This is a genomic window from Alphaproteobacteria bacterium, assembly GCA_030680745.1.
Lineage (GTDB): Bacteria > Pseudomonadota > Alphaproteobacteria > JAUXUR01 > JAUXUR01 > JAUXUR01.
In genome coordinates this window covers 74,425-91,949 of sequence record JAUXUR010000073.1, presented here as the reverse complement: position 1 = coordinate 91,949, position 17,525 = coordinate 74,425, and the positions used below count along the sequence as shown (strand labels likewise).

The window sequence follows — 17,525 nt, the reverse complement described above, 5'->3', positions numbered from 1 at the left end:
AATGAGCACAATTACTCCCCCACCTCCTATTCCTCAATCCCAGGTGATTGCAACACATTCACCACAACAACCTGTTCAAACGTCACCTCAGATACGAGAGGCCGTAAAATCTACCCACACAAATGAAAAAACAAATCCTGACAAAAAGCAAAAAAAACCAATCCAAAAAGAATCATCGGATAAACCAGAACACATATTAGATTTAGAGATATAAATGGACAAGTTACACACTCAAAAAACAGAACTTTTTGAAAGCCTTCTTCCATTCATCGCCCAAAAAGGATGGCATATAGACGCCATCAATCAATGGGCATTTGAAACCACCCATGATAAGGCTTTGCTTCAATTACATTTTCCGGAAGGTATTTCAGATTTAATAAACTTCTTAAATGAAAAGCTTAATCACGATTTGATCAACGTCCTAGAACAAGCAGATCTTTCACAAATGAAGATACCTGTAAAAATAAAAACGGCCTTAATGAAAAGATTTGAACTCATGTATCCTTATAAGGATATATTATCTCAAGAGCAACAATATTTTAAAAATCCGCTTCATTTGTCACAAGCACTCAAAAATATATACAAAACAGTAGATACAATTTGGTTTGCAATCGGTGATAAAACAAGCGATTTCAATTTTTATACCAAAAGACTGACTCTTTCAGCAATCTATACAAGCAGTTTTGGGTATTGGCTTAAAGATGAAAGCCAAGACATAATCAATACAAATATGTTTATAGATCGCCGACTTGAAAGCCTTAAAATTATACCAAATATTAAAAAACGTATAAAAACGCTATTCAGCTCGTTTTCTTTTCGGTAGGATTAAGGGTGTAACAATCTACTGGACAAAAATTTAATTTGGATAGAAACTTACCAAACACTAGTAGTTTCCCTGAACAGGCGAGAAGCGAAGCTTCGAGCACAGATTCAGGGTCCAATTAACACTCATGATCGTAGATCATGACGTTATTTAAATAATTTTGCCATGCTCTTTCGAGCATGAGTTTCGTTTTGGATCCTGGATCTACGTATGAAGCTTCGCTTCAACGAGTCCAGGAAAACAAAGGTGTGTAGGCAAATTTCTGGCATAAAAATAAAAATTGTTCCATAGATTGATAATCTATAACATTCACAATGAAACGTATAAAAAAAGAAGTAAACATGTTAAAAAAAATACCTTTTTTTACTTTTATAATGATCTCCTTGGTCAGTACGCATTCTTTTGCACTTGATGTCCTTGAAAAAGAATTACTCAAAAAAAATCAACGCCCCTCAGAAAACAAAACATCGGAAATGAACGATACAAAAAAACAACCAGAACAAAATAATAATGAACAATCAAATCCAAACAAAATCAAAGTATCACCAATGCCAAATCACTTCTTTACCGATCAAGCGGCAGCTGACCTTTATCGTGAAAGTCTTAACCCTACAAACGAAGAAGGGTTATTAAATTATTTTGATAATGCCGAAGGACTTTCAGCCAAATCTTTTAAAAGCCCAAAAAATAAAGAATATTTACCACCAAGCTCAGACGATATGAGAGGCTTTAAAGTCTATAAAAAATCAAAAGATAAAGAAGATATTCAGATATCTGATAAAGAAAAGCCACAAGCTCAAAAAATGTTTAAAACACTGCATCAATCCACAACAAGCAATAATTGCGCTTCATTTCAAGATCTAAATGAACGTCAAAAATGCTTAAGATTATCAGATCCTTTTGTTAAAAAATAATCACTCAAATTGATTATTTTTTCTTCTGTTTTGACAAACAACCCGATTGCATCCTGATTGACGTGCTACGAAAAGAGCAGATTTTACTCTTTCTAAAAACAAATGAAGTGAACCTTCATTATTATAATCAGCAAGACCTACTGAAACAGTTATCTTGCCAAGATCTTCACCTGTGGCTTTATTAATAATATTATTTTGCGTTAACAAAATACGCATACGTTCAGCCTTATCTTTCGCTGATTTTAAATCTTCTTTAGGGAGAATGATTGCAAATTCATCATCAGCTGCACGCGCAATAAAACATTCTTCTCCAAATATTTTCATAAGCATGCGTGCTAAAAATCTTAAAACAAGATCCCCATTTTTAAGACCATAGTTTTTATTAAAAGCATTAAAATTGTCAATATCTACAAATAAAACACATAAAGCAGAATTGGAACTACGCGCTATATCACAAAAATGGATAAGTTTTTTTTGAAATAACCTATAATTTCCTAACCCTGTTAAAGAATCCGTTGCACCTTTTACATAAGAATCTTCCAATTCTTTTTTTAACCCCAAAATATCTTGGTTTGTTTTTTCAGCTATTTCTTTAAATTTTTTGTTTTGATCATAGACATCTTTGTTTTTTTTGATTAAATCTGAAATAATGTCTTTAAGTTCTGTTATCGTAGAAATAGTTTCTATTTTTTTACTTGTATATTCAAGTGCTTTATCTAACGCAGAACTCGATTTAAGAACGGCACTGACTTGATCCCCAATAGATCCAATTGAATCAGTAATTTTACCTGAAATATCGAGAACATTTTCATGCTCTTTTTGAAAGGTAAAAAATTCTACATACAATTCTTCACAGGTTTTATCATCAAGTGTTTTTTCACTTTTTTCATACTGATCAATTTTTGTCTGTAAATCTTTATATCTACCACCAAAAAATTCATACCATATGGCAAAGTTATTAGGGTGACACTTCAAGGAATGTAATTTTATTTTACTGAACGCTTTTTTTGCTTTTATTTCAGATTCTTCAAGGCTTTCGGGATACATATTAATTCCTATCATTTTTTTTATTTTGACAAGAATACAACTATAGGTTGCATTAAGGTATTACTATTCATGTTATCATATTAATGAGAAAAGGAAATAATTATAATGTTTTTTTTATAACTATAAAAAGAATTAAGATAAACCTAGTGATAATAGCATTTTTTATTCTGATGTTAAACGACTCAACCCTAGATGTTCATACCCTAAACTTGATAACATACGACCGCGTGGTGTCCGTTGAATGAGTCCTTTTTGCATCAGATAAGGTTCAATCACTTCTTCAAGCATATCCCGTTGTTCGGATAAAAACGCCGCCAAGGTTTCAACACCCACAGGACCACCTGCATAATTTTCAGCCAAACATTTTAAATAGCGACGATCCAAGGCATCAAGACCTGTTTTATCAACCTCCAACCGCAATAACACTTCATCAGCTATTTGTGCTGTAATAGGCGATTTTTTAAGAACGGATGCAAAGTCACGCACACGTCTTAAAAGGCGTCCAGCAATCCGCGGCGTGCCGCGTGATCGTTTTGCGATTTCATATCCACCATCATCAGTAATCTTCACATCCAACAATTTTGCATTACGCGATACAATCAATGCCAATTCATCATGCGTATAATAACTTAATAACAAGGGAATACCGAAACGTTCTCGAAGTGGCATTGTAATAAGACCGGATCGTGTTGTAGCACCTACCAACGTAAAAGGCGCCAAATCAATTTGGATAGTTCTAGCGGATGGTCCTTCACCTATAATAAGATCTAAACGCTGATCTTCCATTGCAGGGTATAAAACTTCTTCAATTTGGGGCGTCAAACGATGTATTTCATCAATAAACAATACGTCATTAGGTTGTAAATTCGTTAAAATTGCAGCAAGATCTCCTGTTTTTGTTATAATCGGTGCAGAAGTTGCTTTAAATCCCACACCCATTTCGCGTGCTACAATTTGAGCGAGTGTTGTTTTACCTAAACCAGGTGGACCATAAAGTAAAACATGATCAAGTGATTGCTTGCGTTCACGTGCTGCTTGCACAAAAACACGTAAATTATCGCGCAATTTATCTTGACCAATAAATTCTTCTAAGGTTTGAGGACGTAAAGATTTTTCAACATGATCTTCATCCATAAAACGCGCGCCAATAACACGATTATCATCAAGGGAATCGTCTAAATTTTGGGCTAAATTAGTTGAGCTCATTTTTGACTTAATTCCTTAAGGGCTGCTTTAATAAGTAAATCTAAACTTAAATCGGGTTGTTTTTGTAATTGTTGGTGCACAATCGTAAATGCATCCTGACGCCCATAGCCTAAATTGATAAGCGCCGAAATTGCATCATGGGTATTTGCATTACTACCTGTCATAGAAACCACAACATCCTCGCCACCAACAGCTTTTGATGAAATACCTGCAAAACCTAGATAAGAACGGGCTTTTTCACGAAGTTCCGTCACAATACGCACAGCCAATTTGGGACCAACACCATCAGCCTTTGAAAGCATTTTTTTATCTTCGCTCGCAATCGCATTAATCAATTGATTTAAAGGCAAAGCTGACAAAATAGCCAATGCAACACGCCCGCCTACACCTTGCACGGTAAAAAGATGCCTAAACCATAAACGTTCATCACTCGAGAGAAACCCATAAAGATGAATATACTCTTCACGTACATGCGTTTCAATTAAAAGTGTGGCTTCCTGTCCCACAGATGGTAATGCACGCAAAGTTTGCGTTGACGCAAAAACTAAATAGCCTACACCCGATACATCTAAAATAACAGAATCAGCACTTGATGAATCGTGGATGCCGCGTAGTTTACCAATCATTATACCCTCCTCTTTCAATCTGTGGAGGGCGTCAGATTTCGGGATTCGACATGCTCATGTATGAAGAAATACACTCCGCGTGCCTTACCGCTCATCTTCCTACCCACATATTGAAACTGTTCGGGTATGCTTAGCTTGTTTTTCATAACGCTTTGCTCCATTGGCGTAAAGTTGACTGATGATGCGCATGACAAATGGCGACCGCTAAAGCGTCTGCTGCATCTGCTTTTTTAAAATCAACACCAGGTAAAATCATCTTCACCATCATTTGAACTTGTGTTTTATCAGCATGACCTTTACCAACAACAGCTTTTTTTACTTGATTCGCTGTATATTCTGCAACTTTTAAGCCAAAATGCGCAGGGGCCAACATAACAACGCCACGTGCCAATCCTAATTTAAGCGTCGATGCCGCATTTGTATTAGCAAATGTTTCTTCAATGGCAGCCTCTTCTGGTTTAAATTCCGTAATAACAATCGATAATTCCCGAAATAAAAAAGCCAAACGTTCAGGCAAAGGCAGATCAACAGGGACAGCAATAACACCATTAGCAACAGCGCGTAATGCATAGCCTTGCACGGTTATGATGCCCCAACCTGTAAAACGTAAGCCGGGGTCTAATCCTAAAATAAGCCTAGAAGCCATTTAATTGTCCCTTTTATGGCCAAATTCGTCGTCAGCACTCTGCTTCCGGTACTCATGTATAAAGAAGTACATTCCGTTCCAGTTCTCGTGCTTTCTAGACTTTGCCTCATAATATGAACAATTACTAATCATATGTGAGTAAGTCATTTACTAAGTTTTTCAATAAACTCTGCCGGCATATCATAATTTGCGAAAACATCTTGAACGTCATCATTATCTTCTAAAACATCAATCAACTTAATCAATGTTTCTGCTTGTTTCTCGTTAACAGGCGATAAAGTTTTAGGACGCCATGTAAGGCTCATCGTTGAGGCTTCACCAAAAGTTTTTTCTAAATTTTCACGCACTTGATTTAAATCATCAGGTGCACAAGTAATTTCGTATATATCGTCATTGAGCTCAAGGTCATCAGCACCAGCTTCAACACTCGCCTCAAACACCTTTTCATAATCACCTATTTGCTCGGGATATGTAATCAATCCTAACCTATCAAACATAAAACTAACACTATTAGTTTCACCTAAAGCACCTGCGTATTTAGAAAAAGCGGCACGCACTTCGGATGCTGCTCTGTTACGATTATCTGTCAGTACTTCAACGATGACAGCAACACCCGCTGGTCCATACCCCTCATAACGAATTTCTTCATATGTTGCAGAATCATCACCACCGATTGCTTTTTTAATCGCACGATCGATCGTATCTTTGGGCATATTGGCTATTCTTGCTGCCGATATTGCAGCCCTTAATCTTGGATTTGCTTGTGGATCAGGGAGCCCCGTTTTGGCTGAAACTGTGATTTCACGAATAAGTTTTGTAAAAACTTTAGCACGTTTTTTGTCCTGAGCACCTTTACGATGCATAATATTTTTAAACTGTGAATGTCCTGCCATAATGTCCCACTATTTGCATTCTGGATGAAAAAAACTATTTCTTCTTTTATAGCGCGTACTATAATCATAAGAAAGGGTCTAAAAGGAAAAAACTTATGAATGCAGCATCACCACATTATGGCAATTATCGTTTTGATAAGATTTTTCCATTAATTGTTGATGATAGCGCACATATTCGTAAACTTTTAAAAGACGTCCTTTTTTGTTTTGGGTGCACACGCGTCATCGAAGCAAGTGACGGCAGTGAAGCATTAGCGACACTTAAGCAAAGTCGCGTCGATGTTATTTTCACCAATTGGGTTATGTCGCCAATGGATGGCATTGAATTTCTAAAACAAATGCGTAATCCAGATAACAGCCCAGATCCATACGTCCCCATTATCATGATTTCAGCACATTCAACACTCGATCATATAAAAAAATCACGTGATGCGGGTGCAAATGCCTTTTTAACAAAGCCCTTCACGCCGGCATCTTTAGCAAGAATCTTAGCTACAATCATTGAAGCGCCCCGTCCTTTCATCAAAACAAAAACATATTTTGGACCAGATCGGCGCGTTAAAGACTTTCCACAACAAAGTGAAGATAGAAGAGTGGCTGCAGCTTAATTTAGATTAGGAAAAACTAAATGGATCAACAAAATAAAAAACCTGGTAAAAATGACTATACAATTGTTATTCCTCCAAATAATTTAAAAGCAAAAATAGGAAATGGTGGCGTTTCAAAAATGTCTCTTGAAATGGCAAATTCTCTAGTCGAAAAATACGAGAATATATTCATTTCTAAAGCAAATATTGTTATCCAAAACCTCCAAAAAGCGTGCAATGAAATTGCAGAAAATCCAACAGAACCCATATCTAAAGCACTAAGAACGATTATTGAAAATATATCACATGAACTTAAAGGCGAAGGCGCTACTTTTGGTCATCCTCTCATAAGCGATATTGCAAAAAACTTAAACGTCTATCTTGAAATCCATAAAACTTTACCTCTCAATCCGATTGTTCTTAAAGCACATATCGATGCACTCCACGTTATTATAAAACACGGCATCAAATCAAAAGATAACGCAATCGCGAATGAATTATGTATAAGTCTTGAAAATATTGTTCAAAAATCACTAGGATAAATAGTTTAAGCATTTTTTTTCGAATTACGTTGACCCCTTATTTTGTTTCAGGCAACGTAATGTAAACACAAAAAATATTGGGAAGAAAAATGGTCCATTCTTTACGTTTCTTTTTTATAATCATTTTGCTCGGAAATATCTCACCTAACCTTTACGCGGGGTCACTTGAATCCAAAAGACATTTCACACCCCTTCCTTTTCCACATGAAATAATCAAAACGCAACCCATTCAAGAAAAAGCTAAGCCTGAAAAATTATTGGTTAGATCTGGGACTGAAGTTGCATCTGTTTCTTTAAGTGGTCATGTTAATCGTGCAATGACTTATGCTGATAATGGTATAAAACAACGTTTACTTCATGTTGATAATGATAACAGTTCTAGCCGTATAAAAGTTTATGGTCGTTCAAAAGTATCAGACAGTTTTACGATCGGTGCGAATTTTTCATTTGAAATGCAATCGAATGATAGTTCTGAAACTGATATTTCAAGCGACAGCGGTGCCGTACATTTTCTTCAACGTGAAACTGAAGCGGTCTTTATAAGCAAAGATTTTGGTACTTTTTCAATTGGTCATGGTCATACGCGATCTGATACAACATCAGAAAACGATTTATCTAAAACAGATGTCGTAGCACTTGGCTGTTCAGCAGATGCAATGACTGGCGGACTTAGTTTTAGAAAAAAACATGTCAAAAAAGTAGACAATGAGGGGCCGATTGTTGGTGATGTTTACAATTCTATGGATGGGCTTTCAAGGCGTGATCGTTTTCGATGGGATTCCCCAGATGTGTATGGTTTTAGTATTGGTGGTAGTCATGTTATGCAAAATTCCTATGATATGGGTTTAAATTACAATGGCAAAGTTTACGGTACTGAAATTCAAGGTTCAGTCGCACATGCTAAAAATCGTAAAAAATATAAACAAACAAATGGATCTGTCTCCATTCTTTTTCCTTCTGGGTTTAATATAGGAGGAGGGTCAGGCTTCCGAGAAATAGCAATCCATCGTCACGATTCTCATCGTCACCATCCACGTTTCTATCATGGAAAAATCGGGTATATAATGAAACCTTTTGCAATAGGCGATACAGCTATATCAGTTGATCGTGGTATTGCAAGACACATTCAAGAAAATAGAGATCTTTGTTTTTTAACAGGTGCTTTTCTTGTGCAAAATATTGATAGTGCCGCAACTGAAATTTATTTGGGCGTTAGACACCATAAATTAAAACGCTTTGAAACCAAATTTCATAGTATTTTTGCAGGATTTCTGGGCGCTAAAGTTAGGTTTTAACAATGTAATAATATTTTCGCTTTAAGTTATAAAGCGTTATTCGTCACTTACGTGGGAAGAGAGTCAATAGACATCTTTCGAAATTCGCTAATGTGAGGCGAGTGATAGAAGATTCGGCACGGGTTCCTTCGTGTATTCTTTATACATGAGGATCTGAGTGCAAAGTTAAGGCGGTGATTAAAAAAGCTACTTTCTTTACTTATATTGTCTTTCTATGATATATTGTGTATTTAATTTATTTTATGTTTAAGTATTTAGTATTTTTATTTAAAGATAACAAGGTTTTTTTGCTATTAAAGCGCATTCCATGAAAAGCTTTTATCCCTATCTATACTCATTCTTATCCACAGACTTGTTAAGTGTTTTTGGGGATAAGTTTAGAAATGTAGTCGATAGACGTTGGAAAGATACATAGTCACGCCTTACTCATGTATATAAGGATCCACTTCATTCGTTGTTCCTTGTCTGCTTCTCAAGTCTATCGATTACAGCTTATTACCACGGAAAAATTGTTTGGCAGGGTAAGTATAATATTCTCATTAAAATGTCATTAATAAAAACAATATGATGTATAATTTTAATGATTTTTTAACAATTTTCCCTTAAAATTAAACTATAAACATGATCTTTTTAGATCTTTTAGTGAGGGATTACATCATGCGTATCATTCTTTTTTCATCTTTCGTCGCTTTATCTTTAGGGCAGGTTGCTTATGCCGAAGATGCGAAACCAGAGGTAAAAATGCAGGCAGTGGTTCCAAAAGTGGAAGCTGTAAAGCCGGATGTGGATAAAGTTAATAAAATAAAGGAGGAAATGCGTTCAAAAGTAACGCAAAAAATAGATAAATATAAAATGAAATTGGATAATTATCTTAAGGCACGTGGCCAAGATGATGCTTCAGAAGGTATTCCTGGTGAATATGAAAAGTTAGTGGGCGATATAAAAAAACGTATAGATCAGCTTGAAACATATAAACAAAAATTGTTGGGTAAGATAAATCAAAAATATGACTTTACAAAAGATGAAGCAGTTAAAAAAGTTGATGGCAAGTTAAAGGTCATTAAGAAAAATGCTTTTGAAGGTTTGCCTTATAATCAGATTAAATAAAAGATTAAGTTTTGTATAAAACAAACAAAGGAGAATAAAATAAAAAAAGAAATTTGTCTTTTAAGTCTAGGGTTTGTTTTTATGGATGTTTATAGTTATTCTTTGATTCCTGAAGAATTTAAAAGTTCTTCAAATGTAACAGATCTTAGTCCTTTGACAAATTCTTGTCCAAAATATAAAGAAAATCTAGCTTCATATAACAAAATAGGTGCTGCCTTACATGAAAAATTTGGAGGTCAGGACAAATTTCCTATGAAGGAAACATTAAATTATCTTGGGTTGCATACTTCTTTGGTACGTTTAAAAGATGGTAAAGAATGTACAGCAAACAGAGGAGAATTTATGCAGCTTTCTGCTGCATTAAACAGGTCGATAGCCGGTAAATAGATTGTTTGATTGGCGATGTGTGTATGATTTTATATTGTATGCGATTGGTGAAAGAGTTTTAAAAGTTAACTAACCACATAGTCAAAAGTATTAAATGCGATTGTCGAATTAAAATTCCATATATATTTTTTGTATTAATGCAATTGTATTGAATTTACTGATATATAATTTTGATAAATTGTAATATTTTTAACGTAAAATTAATACATTGAGATTATACTGAGAAAGTAGACCAAATAAATTAAAAAATAAGATGGGAGATCAAACATGAAAAAAACAACTTGTTTCTTAACGTTGGTTATTTTGTTAGCTGCAGGACACTCTTATGCAGTAGGCGAAAAAATGTCATCGTATAGGACCCCTATTGTAGAGTTTTGCCAGAATCACGAAGCTAATGTTTTGAAGCAAACTGAAATAAAAAGGAAATTGGAAGAAAAGTTTGGTGCAACAGGAAAGGTTAAACATCTTTTGGGTACAATTGCTCAATTTATAAGCATGCAAGAAGGTCCGCGTGGTTTAAGTTGCAAGGTAATTGATAGGGAATTAAAAGAACTTTTTGTTGAGGCTGATACTTTGTTGAAGTAAAAAAAGACATTGACGTTTTTGTGACTTCCCTAGTTGCATGCAGTTGAAGGTCTTTTATATATTTTGTTCGGCTGCATGTAAGCCTTTTTGAAAAAAATAATAAATTTTTTTGCATAAAATCTATATGCATGACCTAAACCAATTCAACATATTGAATTTACAGATATATCATCTTTGGTGACCCAATCCTAACACATAAAAAAAACTATTTCTAGTCTTGTCATGGGGGTATTTTTCGTATTACATACTACATATAGTATAAGAGAGAATATGGAGCATCTCATGAAATTCGCGCGTCGTTTCACACAATCTGGCACCTTGCCCTACGATAATATCCAATTTCATGAGACGAGTAGCGAAATCAAAAATCCAGATGGGTCTATTGTTTTTCAGATTCAAAACATTGAAGTGCCGCAAGAATGGTCGCAAGTTGCAACAGACGTATTAGCGCAAAAATATTTCAGAAAAGCAGGCGTCCCTAAATTTTTAAAACCTGTTGAAGAAAATGCTGTGCCTTCTTGGCTTTGGCGTCAAGTAGCTGACGAGGCGAAACTTTCTAAATGCCCTGAAAAAGAACGTTATACGTTTGAATCAAGCGCAAAACAAGTGTTTCATCGTTTGGCTGGTGCTTGGACATATTGGGGTTGGAAGGGTAATTATTTTACCTCGGAAGATGATGCACGTGCTTTTTATGATGAGCTTTGCTATATGCTTGCCAAACAAATGTGTGCGCCAAATTCACCGCAATGGTTTAATACAGGTCTTCATTGGGCTTATGGTATTGATGGCCCGGCGCAAGGTCATTCTTATATTGATCCCGAAACTGAAAAACTTATTTTTTCAAGCTCCTCTTATGCCCGTCCGCAGCCTCATGCGTGTTTTATTTTAAGTGTTAAAGATGATCTCGTGAATAATGGCGGGATTATGGATTTATGGACGAAAGAAGCCCGTTTATTTAAATATGGATCTGGGACTGGATCGAATTTTTCGGATATTCGTGGCGCTGGTGAAAAATTATCAGGCGGTGGTGTTTCTTCAGGCCTTATGAGCTTTTTGAAAATTGGTGACCGTGCAGCAGGTGCTATTAAATCAGGTGGGACGACCAGACGTGCTGCTAAAATGGTGATTGTTAATATCGATCATCCAGATGTTGAAGATTTTATTAATTGGAAAGTTATTGAAGAGCAAAAAGTTTTAGCGCTCGTTGCTGGATCAAAACTAGCGCATAAGCATTTGAATGACATTATGGATGCGTGCCATCATTATGTAACGGGTGCCAATAAAGAAGATGCCTTTGATCTTAAAATCAATAAACCTTTACGTACTGCTATCCGCGAAGCACGTAAGTCTTTGATTTCAGAAAACTATATTCAACGCGTTATCCAATTTGCGAAACAAGGCTATAAGCATATCGATTTTAAATCCTATGATACAGATTGGGATTCTGAAGCGTATCGTACTGTTTCTGGCCAAAATTCTAACAATACGGTCCGTTTGACCAATGAATTTTTAGAAAAAGTCTTGAAAGATGAAGATTGGAATTTGATTCGCCGTAAAGATGGTAAAGTCTTTAAAACGGTGAAAGCACGCGATTTATGGGAATCTATTGCCTATGCTGCATGGTCCTGCGCTGATCCAGGATTGCAATTCGATACAACCATTAATGATTGGCATACATGCCCAGAGGGCGGCCGTATTAATGCATCAAATCCATGTTCTGAATATATGTTCTTGGATAATACAGCGTGTAATTTAGCGTCTTTAAACTTAATGCGTTTTTATGATGATAAAGCAAAACCAGAAGAAGCGTTTGACGTTGATTCCTTTATACATGCCACACGTATTTGGACGCTTGTGCTTGAAATATCGGTTTATATGGCACAATTTCCAAGTACAGAGCTTGCTGAACTTTCTTATAAATACAGAACATTAGGACTTGGTTTTGCGAATTTGGGCGGCTTTTTAATGGTATCTGGTCATTCTTATGACAGCCCAGAAGGCCGTGCGTTAGGCGGTGCTATCTCAGCCCTTATGACAGGTGTTTCTTATTTGGCGTCTTCTGAAATTGCAAAAGAAATTGGTGCATTTCAAGAATATAGTAAAAATGCGCCGCATATGATGCGTGTGATGCGTAATCATCAAAAGGCCGTTTATGGTAAAAAGACCGGCTATGAACAAATGGCGATTGCGCCTGTTCCTTTAGATACAACTTCTTGTCCGTCGAAACCCCTTGTGAAAGCGGCGCAAAAAGTATGGGATGATGTGGTTGCAAGTGGAACGCAATATGGTTTCCGTAATGCGCAAGCAACAGTGATTGCACCGACGGGGACGATTGGTCTTGTTATGGATTGCGATACAACAGGGATTGAACCTGATTATGCACTTGTTAAATTTAAAAAATTAGCAGGTGGCGGATACTTTAAGATTATTAATCAATTGGTACCAAAAGCCCTTAAAAATTTAGGCTATAAAGAAAATCAAATTGATGAAATGATTTCATATGCTGTGGGTCATGGGACGCTTAAAAATGCGCCTCATATTAATCATGACAGCTTGAAGGCAAAAGGGTTTACAGATGCGATACTTCAATCACTTGAGGAATCAGCGAAATCTGCCTTTGACATTAAATTTATGTTTAATAAATGGAGCTTAGGCGAAGATTTCTGTAAGAATATTCTTCATATAACAGATACTCAATTACAAGATATAAGTTTTGATCTTTTAGCGCATTTAGGATTTTCACGTATTGAGATTCAGGAAGCGAATATTTTTTGTTGTGGGACGATGACGCTTGAAGGCGCGCCTCATTTAAAAGATAAGCATTTATCTGTTTTTGATTGTGCGAATCCTTGTGGTTCTATAGGTAAACGTTTCTTGTCTGTTGAAAGTCATATCCGTATGATGGCGGCTGCTCAACCATTTATTTCGGGCTCTATTTCCAAAACAATTAATATGCAGAATTCGGCAAGTGTTGAAGAATGTAAAGAAGCCTATTTATTGTCCTGGCGACAAGGTTTAAAATGTAATGCATTGTATCGTGATGGATCAAAACTATCACAACCTTTAAGTTCTTCTTTAGTGGGCGATATAGATGATGATATTGATGCGGAAGAGGTAAAACCTCAAAGTGCTAAAATTATTCAAATGGCTGAAAGAATTATTGAACGCGTTATGGATCGTCGTAAATTGCCACAACGTCGAAAAGGCTATACGCAAAAAGCAACGATTGGTGGCCATAAAGTCTATTTACGCACAGGTGAATATGATGATGGCACATTGGGCGAAATCTTTATCGATATGCATAAAGAGGGGGCTGCTTTTAGAAGCTTAATGAATGCTTTTGCGATGTCAATTTCAATGGGTCTTCAATATGGCGTGCCTTTAGAAGAATTCGTTGATGCTTTCACTTTTGTACGTTTCGAACCATCAGGCATGGTGCAGGGCAATGATACGATCAAAATGGCAACCTCTGTTATTGATTATATCTTCAGAGAACTCGCTATTTCGTATTTAGGACGTAATGATTTGGCACATGCCGAAGCATCCGATTTATTACCCGATAGCGTTGGTCGCGGCAGCCATGAAGGAACGACACATCACATGGCAAGTGCTGCAACCATGGAAGCTGTTCATCTTGCTGCGAGTAAAGGTTTTGTGCGTAATCGTTTATCGGTTTTGTCAGGTGGATCTCAAGCTTTTGCGGTTGAACCCGAACATGTTGAAAGTAAAGTGTTTGCAGTAGGCGTAAGTCAAGTTGTTCAAAGCGATGCTTATGAGCAAGGTCGCCAGGCACGCTTAAAAGGTTATGCAGGTGATGCTTGTGGTGATTGCGGTAATTTCACGCTTGTGCGTAATGGTACATGTCTTAAATGTGTTACCTGTGGACATACAAGCGGCTGCAGTTGATTTATAACTATCAAAATTATGGACAAATTCGTCGTCAGGCTCGCGTTTCGGTTACTCATGTACAAAGAGGTACACTCGTTCCGGCTCTTAGCCTTTCTAGACTTTGCCTCATAATTTGGATAGTTAAACGACTATAATTTACCCAAATATTTTCAAAATTATTCGGGTAACATTTTTTCCTCGACAACTTGCCCTGGGTATCTGAAAGGATATCTAGGGTTTTTTTTAAAGATGTTGAAGTTTTTAAATTCATTTAGAAAATAAAAATTATTTTTGTTTTTAAATATGTTTATGTAGATATATTTTTTTATTACAATTTTATCAAAATATTATTAATAATTTATTAAAATTATTTACTTTTCACATTTTATTTAAGTATAGTCTGTTATAATTACATTAGGTAATATAATTAATTGATGGAGGGATAAATGAAAACCACCGGATTAATATTTGCTATAATATACACGGTTATAATGCTTGCGCCATTACAAACTTATGCTGTTGGTGACAAATTGGCGATGAATGCAACACTTGAAAGTAGAAAGGTAGAGAGGGAAGCTATGCATCATGAAAGTATAAAACCGAATGTGCAGATCCCTAATGAAAATAGAATATTAAATGAACCTATGAATAAACCAATCGTGAAAGAGCCTTTGAAAAGAAATAAAAATAAAAACATAAAGAAAAACACAGGAGCATTAGACAATAGTGAATTAACCTCAAAATAAAAAAGGGAGCATAAGCTCCCTTTTGAATCAACCAGTACTAGAGGAAGCTCAATGAGCGCCTTCAGTAATAATTGTAACGGCACGACGATTTTGTGACCAAGCTTCTTCGTTTGAAGCTGGATTTTCTGGCTTATCTTTACCAAAGCTCAACGTTTGGATTCTGCTCGCTGGAATGCCTAGGCTGATAAGGTAGTGTTTAGAAGCATGTGCACGACGTTCGCCAAGGGCTAAGTTGTACTCACGTGTTCCACGTTCATCGCAGTGACCTTCAATAATAACTTTGACATCAGCATATTGCTTAAGCCAACCAGCTTGACGCTCTAAAGTTTCGCGTGCTGCAGGTGTTAAATCTTGATGGTTGTATCCAAAAAATACGCGATCGCCGACGTTAACGCGGAAATCTTCAATACTTCCTGGTTGAACATTATGTCCATCTTCGACATAAGGTTCGTATTGTGGTTGATCAACATTGGCTTGTTGAACGGGTGCTTTTTTATCAGCACAAGCTGCTACCATTATTACTAGTGAAAGCAGACATAAATGTTTTAGGCGCATGAGGAGCTCCCCATCAGAAACTGTTACAAACAAAATTAATATACTTAAGATACTAACACATATTAAAAAACGTTTTCAAACACGTAAGTATCTTTCATGAATGCATCATACTCTGTCTTGATCATCTAATCAAGGGCGACCACGAAGGATCAGATGCATCTGTTGTAGTTCTGAGCCACTGTTCGTGTTCACCCGAAACGTGGATTGTATAAAGGTTAACCTGCGCTTTTCCTTGTCTATCCCTACGACTTTGGCGATAATAGGTCAGTAATCTTCCATTAGGCGCCCATTCTGGCCCTTCAACCATATAATCACCTTTTGTTAAAATTCTTTCGTTACTTCCGTCTGGACGCATGACACCAATGTGGTATTGACCGTTGAAAACCTTTGTAAATGCTATTAAATCTCCTAAAGGGGACCAAACAGGTGTTGCGTATTTAACACCGTCAAAACTAATTCGCTTTTGATCGCTGCCATCAGCATTCATGACATAAAGTTGTTGCGATCCACCACGGTCAGAATTGAATACAACTTTTGATCCATCTGGGGATAAAGAAGGAGAGGTGTTGATGGCTGCATTTGCTGTTAATCTTTTGTTTTGACGTGTTTTTAGATCCATAATGTATATATCAGAGTCTCCATTATTTTCGGCATAGCTCATAATGAGTTTATTGCCATCTAATGAATAACGTGGGGCGAAAGTCATGTTGGCAAAGGAGCCGAGTGGACGTTCTTGGCGTGTTTTTAAATCCATGACATAAATACGTGCTTGATTGTTACGATAGGCCATGTAAGTGATTTCAGGGCGCGTTGGGCAAAAACGAGGACTAACGACCATGCCTGTTTCAGCTTTAGTTAAAAATTCTTGATTGAAACCATCTTGATCCATAAGTGCGAGTCGTTTTTGACGGTTTTTAGGGTGACCAGATTCAGCAACATAAGCAATACGGGTGTTGAAAAAGCCGGAGATGCCGATGATACGTTCATAAATACGATCTGATATTGCATGCGCAACTTTTCTGAGGTCAGCAAGTGTAAAGACTTTTTCGAAGCGATCTGTTTCACGATCTAAATAGACATCAAACAATTGATACGAAATTCTGTATTGACCACCAACATCAGGCGTCACATGACCTGTTACTAAAGCTTTGGCATTGATTAAGCGCCAATCTGAAAAACGGGGTGCTGCTTTAAGGGATTCAGGCGTTTGAATGAAAGCACGTGGATCAAGTAAACGAAAAATGCCGGATCTATGTAAATCAGCTTTAATGATTTCGGTGATTTCTTGAGCATGTTGATCGCCAAACATTGCGGGGATAGCGATTGGAAATGCTTCAATTTTGCCGCGCGTGATGTGCACTTCGAATTCTTCGGCGCACGTTGGTTGGATAATCAATAAATTGATAAAGAGTAAAAAAACAAGATTGTATTTAAAGTAACGCATAAAACCTCCAGGGTAAAATAAGAACGTCGTTTCAATAGGATACTAGATATGGTTTTTGTGAGGCATCAATGCATTTTGATAGAATCACAATTGCCAATCATAGTGTAATGAACTTAAAGTTTTTTAAAAGCTTAAAAGTGCAATAGGGTGTTTATTTTTAATCTTTATATAGGTTTTTGAGATTGAAGAATGCTTTTTAGAATTTAAAATTAGGTGTATTTTCTAATCTCAATC

At 36.4% G+C, this 17,525-nt stretch carries 18 protein-coding genes; 11 read left to right on the top strand and 7 right to left on the bottom strand.

All coding sequences use genetic code 11. The features are described from left to right. Position 1 precedes the first annotated feature (1 nt). The 3 genes from Q8L85_08655 (at position 2) to Q8L85_08645 (ending at position 1,737) form a co-directional block, all read left to right on the top strand. Entirely contained in the window at positions 2-214 is a 213-nt protein-coding gene (locus Q8L85_08655; protein MDP1724754.1) for a hypothetical protein, read from the top strand. After that, positions 215-823 carry a COQ9 family protein gene (locus Q8L85_08650; protein MDP1724753.1) on the top strand — a complete coding sequence of 203 codons (609 nt, stop codon included), beginning with the start codon at positions 215-217 and terminating at the stop codon, positions 821-823. It abuts the gene before it with no gap. A 341-nt stretch (positions 824-1,164) separates the two neighbouring features. Beyond that, complete coding sequence (locus Q8L85_08645; GenBank protein MDP1724752.1) at positions 1,165-1,737, top strand: hypothetical protein; 573 nt, start codon at positions 1,165-1,167, stop codon at positions 1,735-1,737. On the opposite strand, the gene Q8L85_08640 is transcribed toward Q8L85_08645, so the two are convergent. The 5 genes from Q8L85_08640 to Q8L85_08620 form a co-directional block, all read right to left on the bottom strand. Next, positions 1,738-2,784 (bottom strand): GGDEF domain-containing protein, encoded by a 1,047-nt coding sequence (locus Q8L85_08640; GenBank protein MDP1724751.1) that lies wholly within the window; start codon positions 2,782-2,784, stop codon positions 1,738-1,740. 162 nt (positions 2,785-2,946) lie between these two features. Next, on the bottom strand, positions 2,947-3,918 hold the full coding sequence (gene ruvB, locus Q8L85_08635; GenBank protein ID MDP1724750.1) for a Holliday junction branch migration DNA helicase RuvB: 972 nt from the start codon (positions 3,916-3,918) through the stop codon (positions 2,947-2,949). Between the two features lie 68 nt (positions 3,919-3,986). Further along, complete coding sequence (gene ruvA, locus Q8L85_08630; GenBank protein MDP1724749.1) at positions 3,987-4,616, bottom strand: Holliday junction branch migration protein RuvA; 630 nt, start codon at positions 4,614-4,616, stop codon at positions 3,987-3,989. Between the two features lie 142 nt (positions 4,617-4,758). Then, positions 4,759-5,262, bottom strand: coding sequence for a crossover junction endodeoxyribonuclease RuvC (gene ruvC, locus Q8L85_08625; GenBank protein MDP1724748.1), 504 nt, complete (start codon positions 5,260-5,262; stop codon positions 4,759-4,761). A 143-nt stretch (positions 5,263-5,405) separates the two neighbouring features. Beyond that, on the bottom strand, positions 5,406-6,155 hold the full coding sequence (locus Q8L85_08620) for a YebC/PmpR family DNA-binding transcriptional regulator (protein MDP1724747.1): 750 nt from the start codon (positions 6,153-6,155) through the stop codon (positions 5,406-5,408). 95 nt (positions 6,156-6,250) lie between these two features. On the opposite strand from Q8L85_08620, the gene Q8L85_08615 reads away from it, so the two are divergent. The 8 genes from Q8L85_08615 (at position 6,251) to Q8L85_08580 (ending at position 15,292) form a co-directional block, all read left to right on the top strand. Further along, on the top strand, positions 6,251-6,763 hold the full coding sequence (locus Q8L85_08615; protein MDP1724746.1) for a response regulator: 513 nt from the start codon (positions 6,251-6,253) through the stop codon (positions 6,761-6,763). A 20-nt stretch (positions 6,764-6,783) separates the two neighbouring features. Beyond that, complete coding sequence (locus tag Q8L85_08610) at positions 6,784-7,284, top strand: hypothetical protein (protein MDP1724745.1); 501 nt, start codon at positions 6,784-6,786, stop codon at positions 7,282-7,284. Between the two features lie 89 nt (positions 7,285-7,373). Further along, positions 7,374-8,579 carry a porin gene (locus Q8L85_08605; GenBank protein MDP1724744.1) on the top strand — a complete coding sequence of 402 codons (1,206 nt, stop codon included), beginning with the start codon at positions 7,374-7,376 and terminating at the stop codon, positions 8,577-8,579. 657 nt (positions 8,580-9,236) lie between these two features. Next, on the top strand, positions 9,237-9,686 hold the full coding sequence (locus Q8L85_08600) for a hypothetical protein (protein MDP1724743.1): 450 nt from the start codon (positions 9,237-9,239) through the stop codon (positions 9,684-9,686). A gap of 81 nt (positions 9,687-9,767) precedes the next feature. After that, entirely contained in the window at positions 9,768-10,073 is a 306-nt protein-coding gene (locus tag Q8L85_08595) for a hypothetical protein (protein MDP1724742.1), read from the top strand. Between the two features lie 267 nt (positions 10,074-10,340). Next, the gene (locus tag Q8L85_08590; protein MDP1724741.1) at positions 10,341-10,658 is read left to right on the top strand and encodes a hypothetical protein; all 318 of its coding nucleotides are present in this window, start codon (positions 10,341-10,343) and stop codon (positions 10,656-10,658) included. Between the two features lie 282 nt (positions 10,659-10,940). Continuing rightward, on the top strand, positions 10,941-14,564 hold the full coding sequence (locus Q8L85_08585) for a vitamin B12-dependent ribonucleotide reductase (GenBank protein MDP1724740.1): 3,624 nt from the start codon (positions 10,941-10,943) through the stop codon (positions 14,562-14,564). A 428-nt stretch (positions 14,565-14,992) separates the two neighbouring features. Beyond that, positions 14,993-15,292 carry a hypothetical protein gene (locus Q8L85_08580; protein ID MDP1724739.1) on the top strand — a complete coding sequence of 100 codons (300 nt, stop codon included), beginning with the start codon at positions 14,993-14,995 and terminating at the stop codon, positions 15,290-15,292. A 48-nt stretch (positions 15,293-15,340) separates the two neighbouring features. Here Q8L85_08580 and pal read toward each other — a convergent pair whose 3' ends face one another. Together pal and tolB are read right to left on the bottom strand one after the other, a co-directional pair. Then, positions 15,341-15,847 carry a peptidoglycan-associated lipoprotein Pal gene (pal, locus tag Q8L85_08575; protein MDP1724738.1) on the bottom strand — a complete coding sequence of 169 codons (507 nt, stop codon included), beginning with the start codon at positions 15,845-15,847 and terminating at the stop codon, positions 15,341-15,343. Between the two features lie 121 nt (positions 15,848-15,968). Next, positions 15,969-17,291: a Tol-Pal system beta propeller repeat protein TolB gene (gene tolB, locus Q8L85_08570; GenBank protein ID MDP1724737.1), complete on the bottom strand. Its 1,323-nt coding sequence runs from the start codon at positions 17,289-17,291 to the stop codon at positions 15,969-15,971. Positions 17,292-17,525 lie beyond the last annotated feature (234 nt).

What these genes read in the sequence shown, in the direction of transcription:
- Q8L85_08655 (MDP1724754.1), top strand. Translation starts at nt 2, where the DNA reads ATGAGCACAATTACTCCCCCACCTCCTATTCCTCAATCCCAGGTGATT.
- Q8L85_08650 (MDP1724753.1), top strand. Translation starts at nt 215, where the DNA reads ATGGACAAGTTACACACTCAAAAAACAGAACTTTTTGAAAGCCTTCTT.
- Q8L85_08645 (MDP1724752.1), top strand. Translation starts at nt 1,165, where the DNA reads ATGTTAAAAAAAATACCTTTTTTTACTTTTATAATGATCTCCTTGGTC.
- Q8L85_08640 (MDP1724751.1), bottom strand. Translation starts at nt 2,784, where the DNA reads ATGTATCCCGAAAGCCTTGAAGAATCTGAAATAAAAGCAAAAAAAGCG.
- ruvB (MDP1724750.1), bottom strand. Translation starts at nt 3,918, where the DNA reads ATGGATGAAGATCATGTTGAAAAATCTTTACGTCCTCAAACCTTAGAA.
- ruvA (MDP1724749.1), bottom strand. Translation starts at nt 4,616, where the DNA reads ATGATTGGTAAACTACGCGGCATCCACGATTCATCAAGTGCTGATTCT.
- ruvC (MDP1724748.1), bottom strand. Translation starts at nt 5,262, where the DNA reads ATGGCTTCTAGGCTTATTTTAGGATTAGACCCCGGCTTACGTTTTACA.
- Q8L85_08620 (MDP1724747.1), bottom strand. Translation starts at nt 6,155, where the DNA reads ATGGCAGGACATTCACAGTTTAAAAATATTATGCATCGTAAAGGTGCT.
- Q8L85_08615 (MDP1724746.1), top strand. Translation starts at nt 6,251, where the DNA reads ATGAATGCAGCATCACCACATTATGGCAATTATCGTTTTGATAAGATT.
- Q8L85_08610 (MDP1724745.1), top strand. Translation starts at nt 6,784, where the DNA reads ATGGATCAACAAAATAAAAAACCTGGTAAAAATGACTATACAATTGTT.
- Q8L85_08605 (MDP1724744.1), top strand. Translation starts at nt 7,374, where the DNA reads ATGGTCCATTCTTTACGTTTCTTTTTTATAATCATTTTGCTCGGAAAT.
- Q8L85_08600 (MDP1724743.1), top strand. Translation starts at nt 9,237, where the DNA reads ATGCGTATCATTCTTTTTTCATCTTTCGTCGCTTTATCTTTAGGGCAG.
- Q8L85_08595 (MDP1724742.1), top strand. Translation starts at nt 9,768, where the DNA reads ATGGATGTTTATAGTTATTCTTTGATTCCTGAAGAATTTAAAAGTTCT.
- Q8L85_08590 (MDP1724741.1), top strand. Translation starts at nt 10,341, where the DNA reads ATGAAAAAAACAACTTGTTTCTTAACGTTGGTTATTTTGTTAGCTGCA.
- Q8L85_08585 (MDP1724740.1), top strand. Translation starts at nt 10,941, where the DNA reads ATGAAATTCGCGCGTCGTTTCACACAATCTGGCACCTTGCCCTACGAT.
- Q8L85_08580 (MDP1724739.1), top strand. Translation starts at nt 14,993, where the DNA reads ATGAAAACCACCGGATTAATATTTGCTATAATATACACGGTTATAATG.
- pal (MDP1724738.1), bottom strand. Translation starts at nt 15,847, where the DNA reads ATGCGCCTAAAACATTTATGTCTGCTTTCACTAGTAATAATGGTAGCA.
- tolB (MDP1724737.1), bottom strand. Translation starts at nt 17,291, where the DNA reads ATGCGTTACTTTAAATACAATCTTGTTTTTTTACTCTTTATCAATTTA.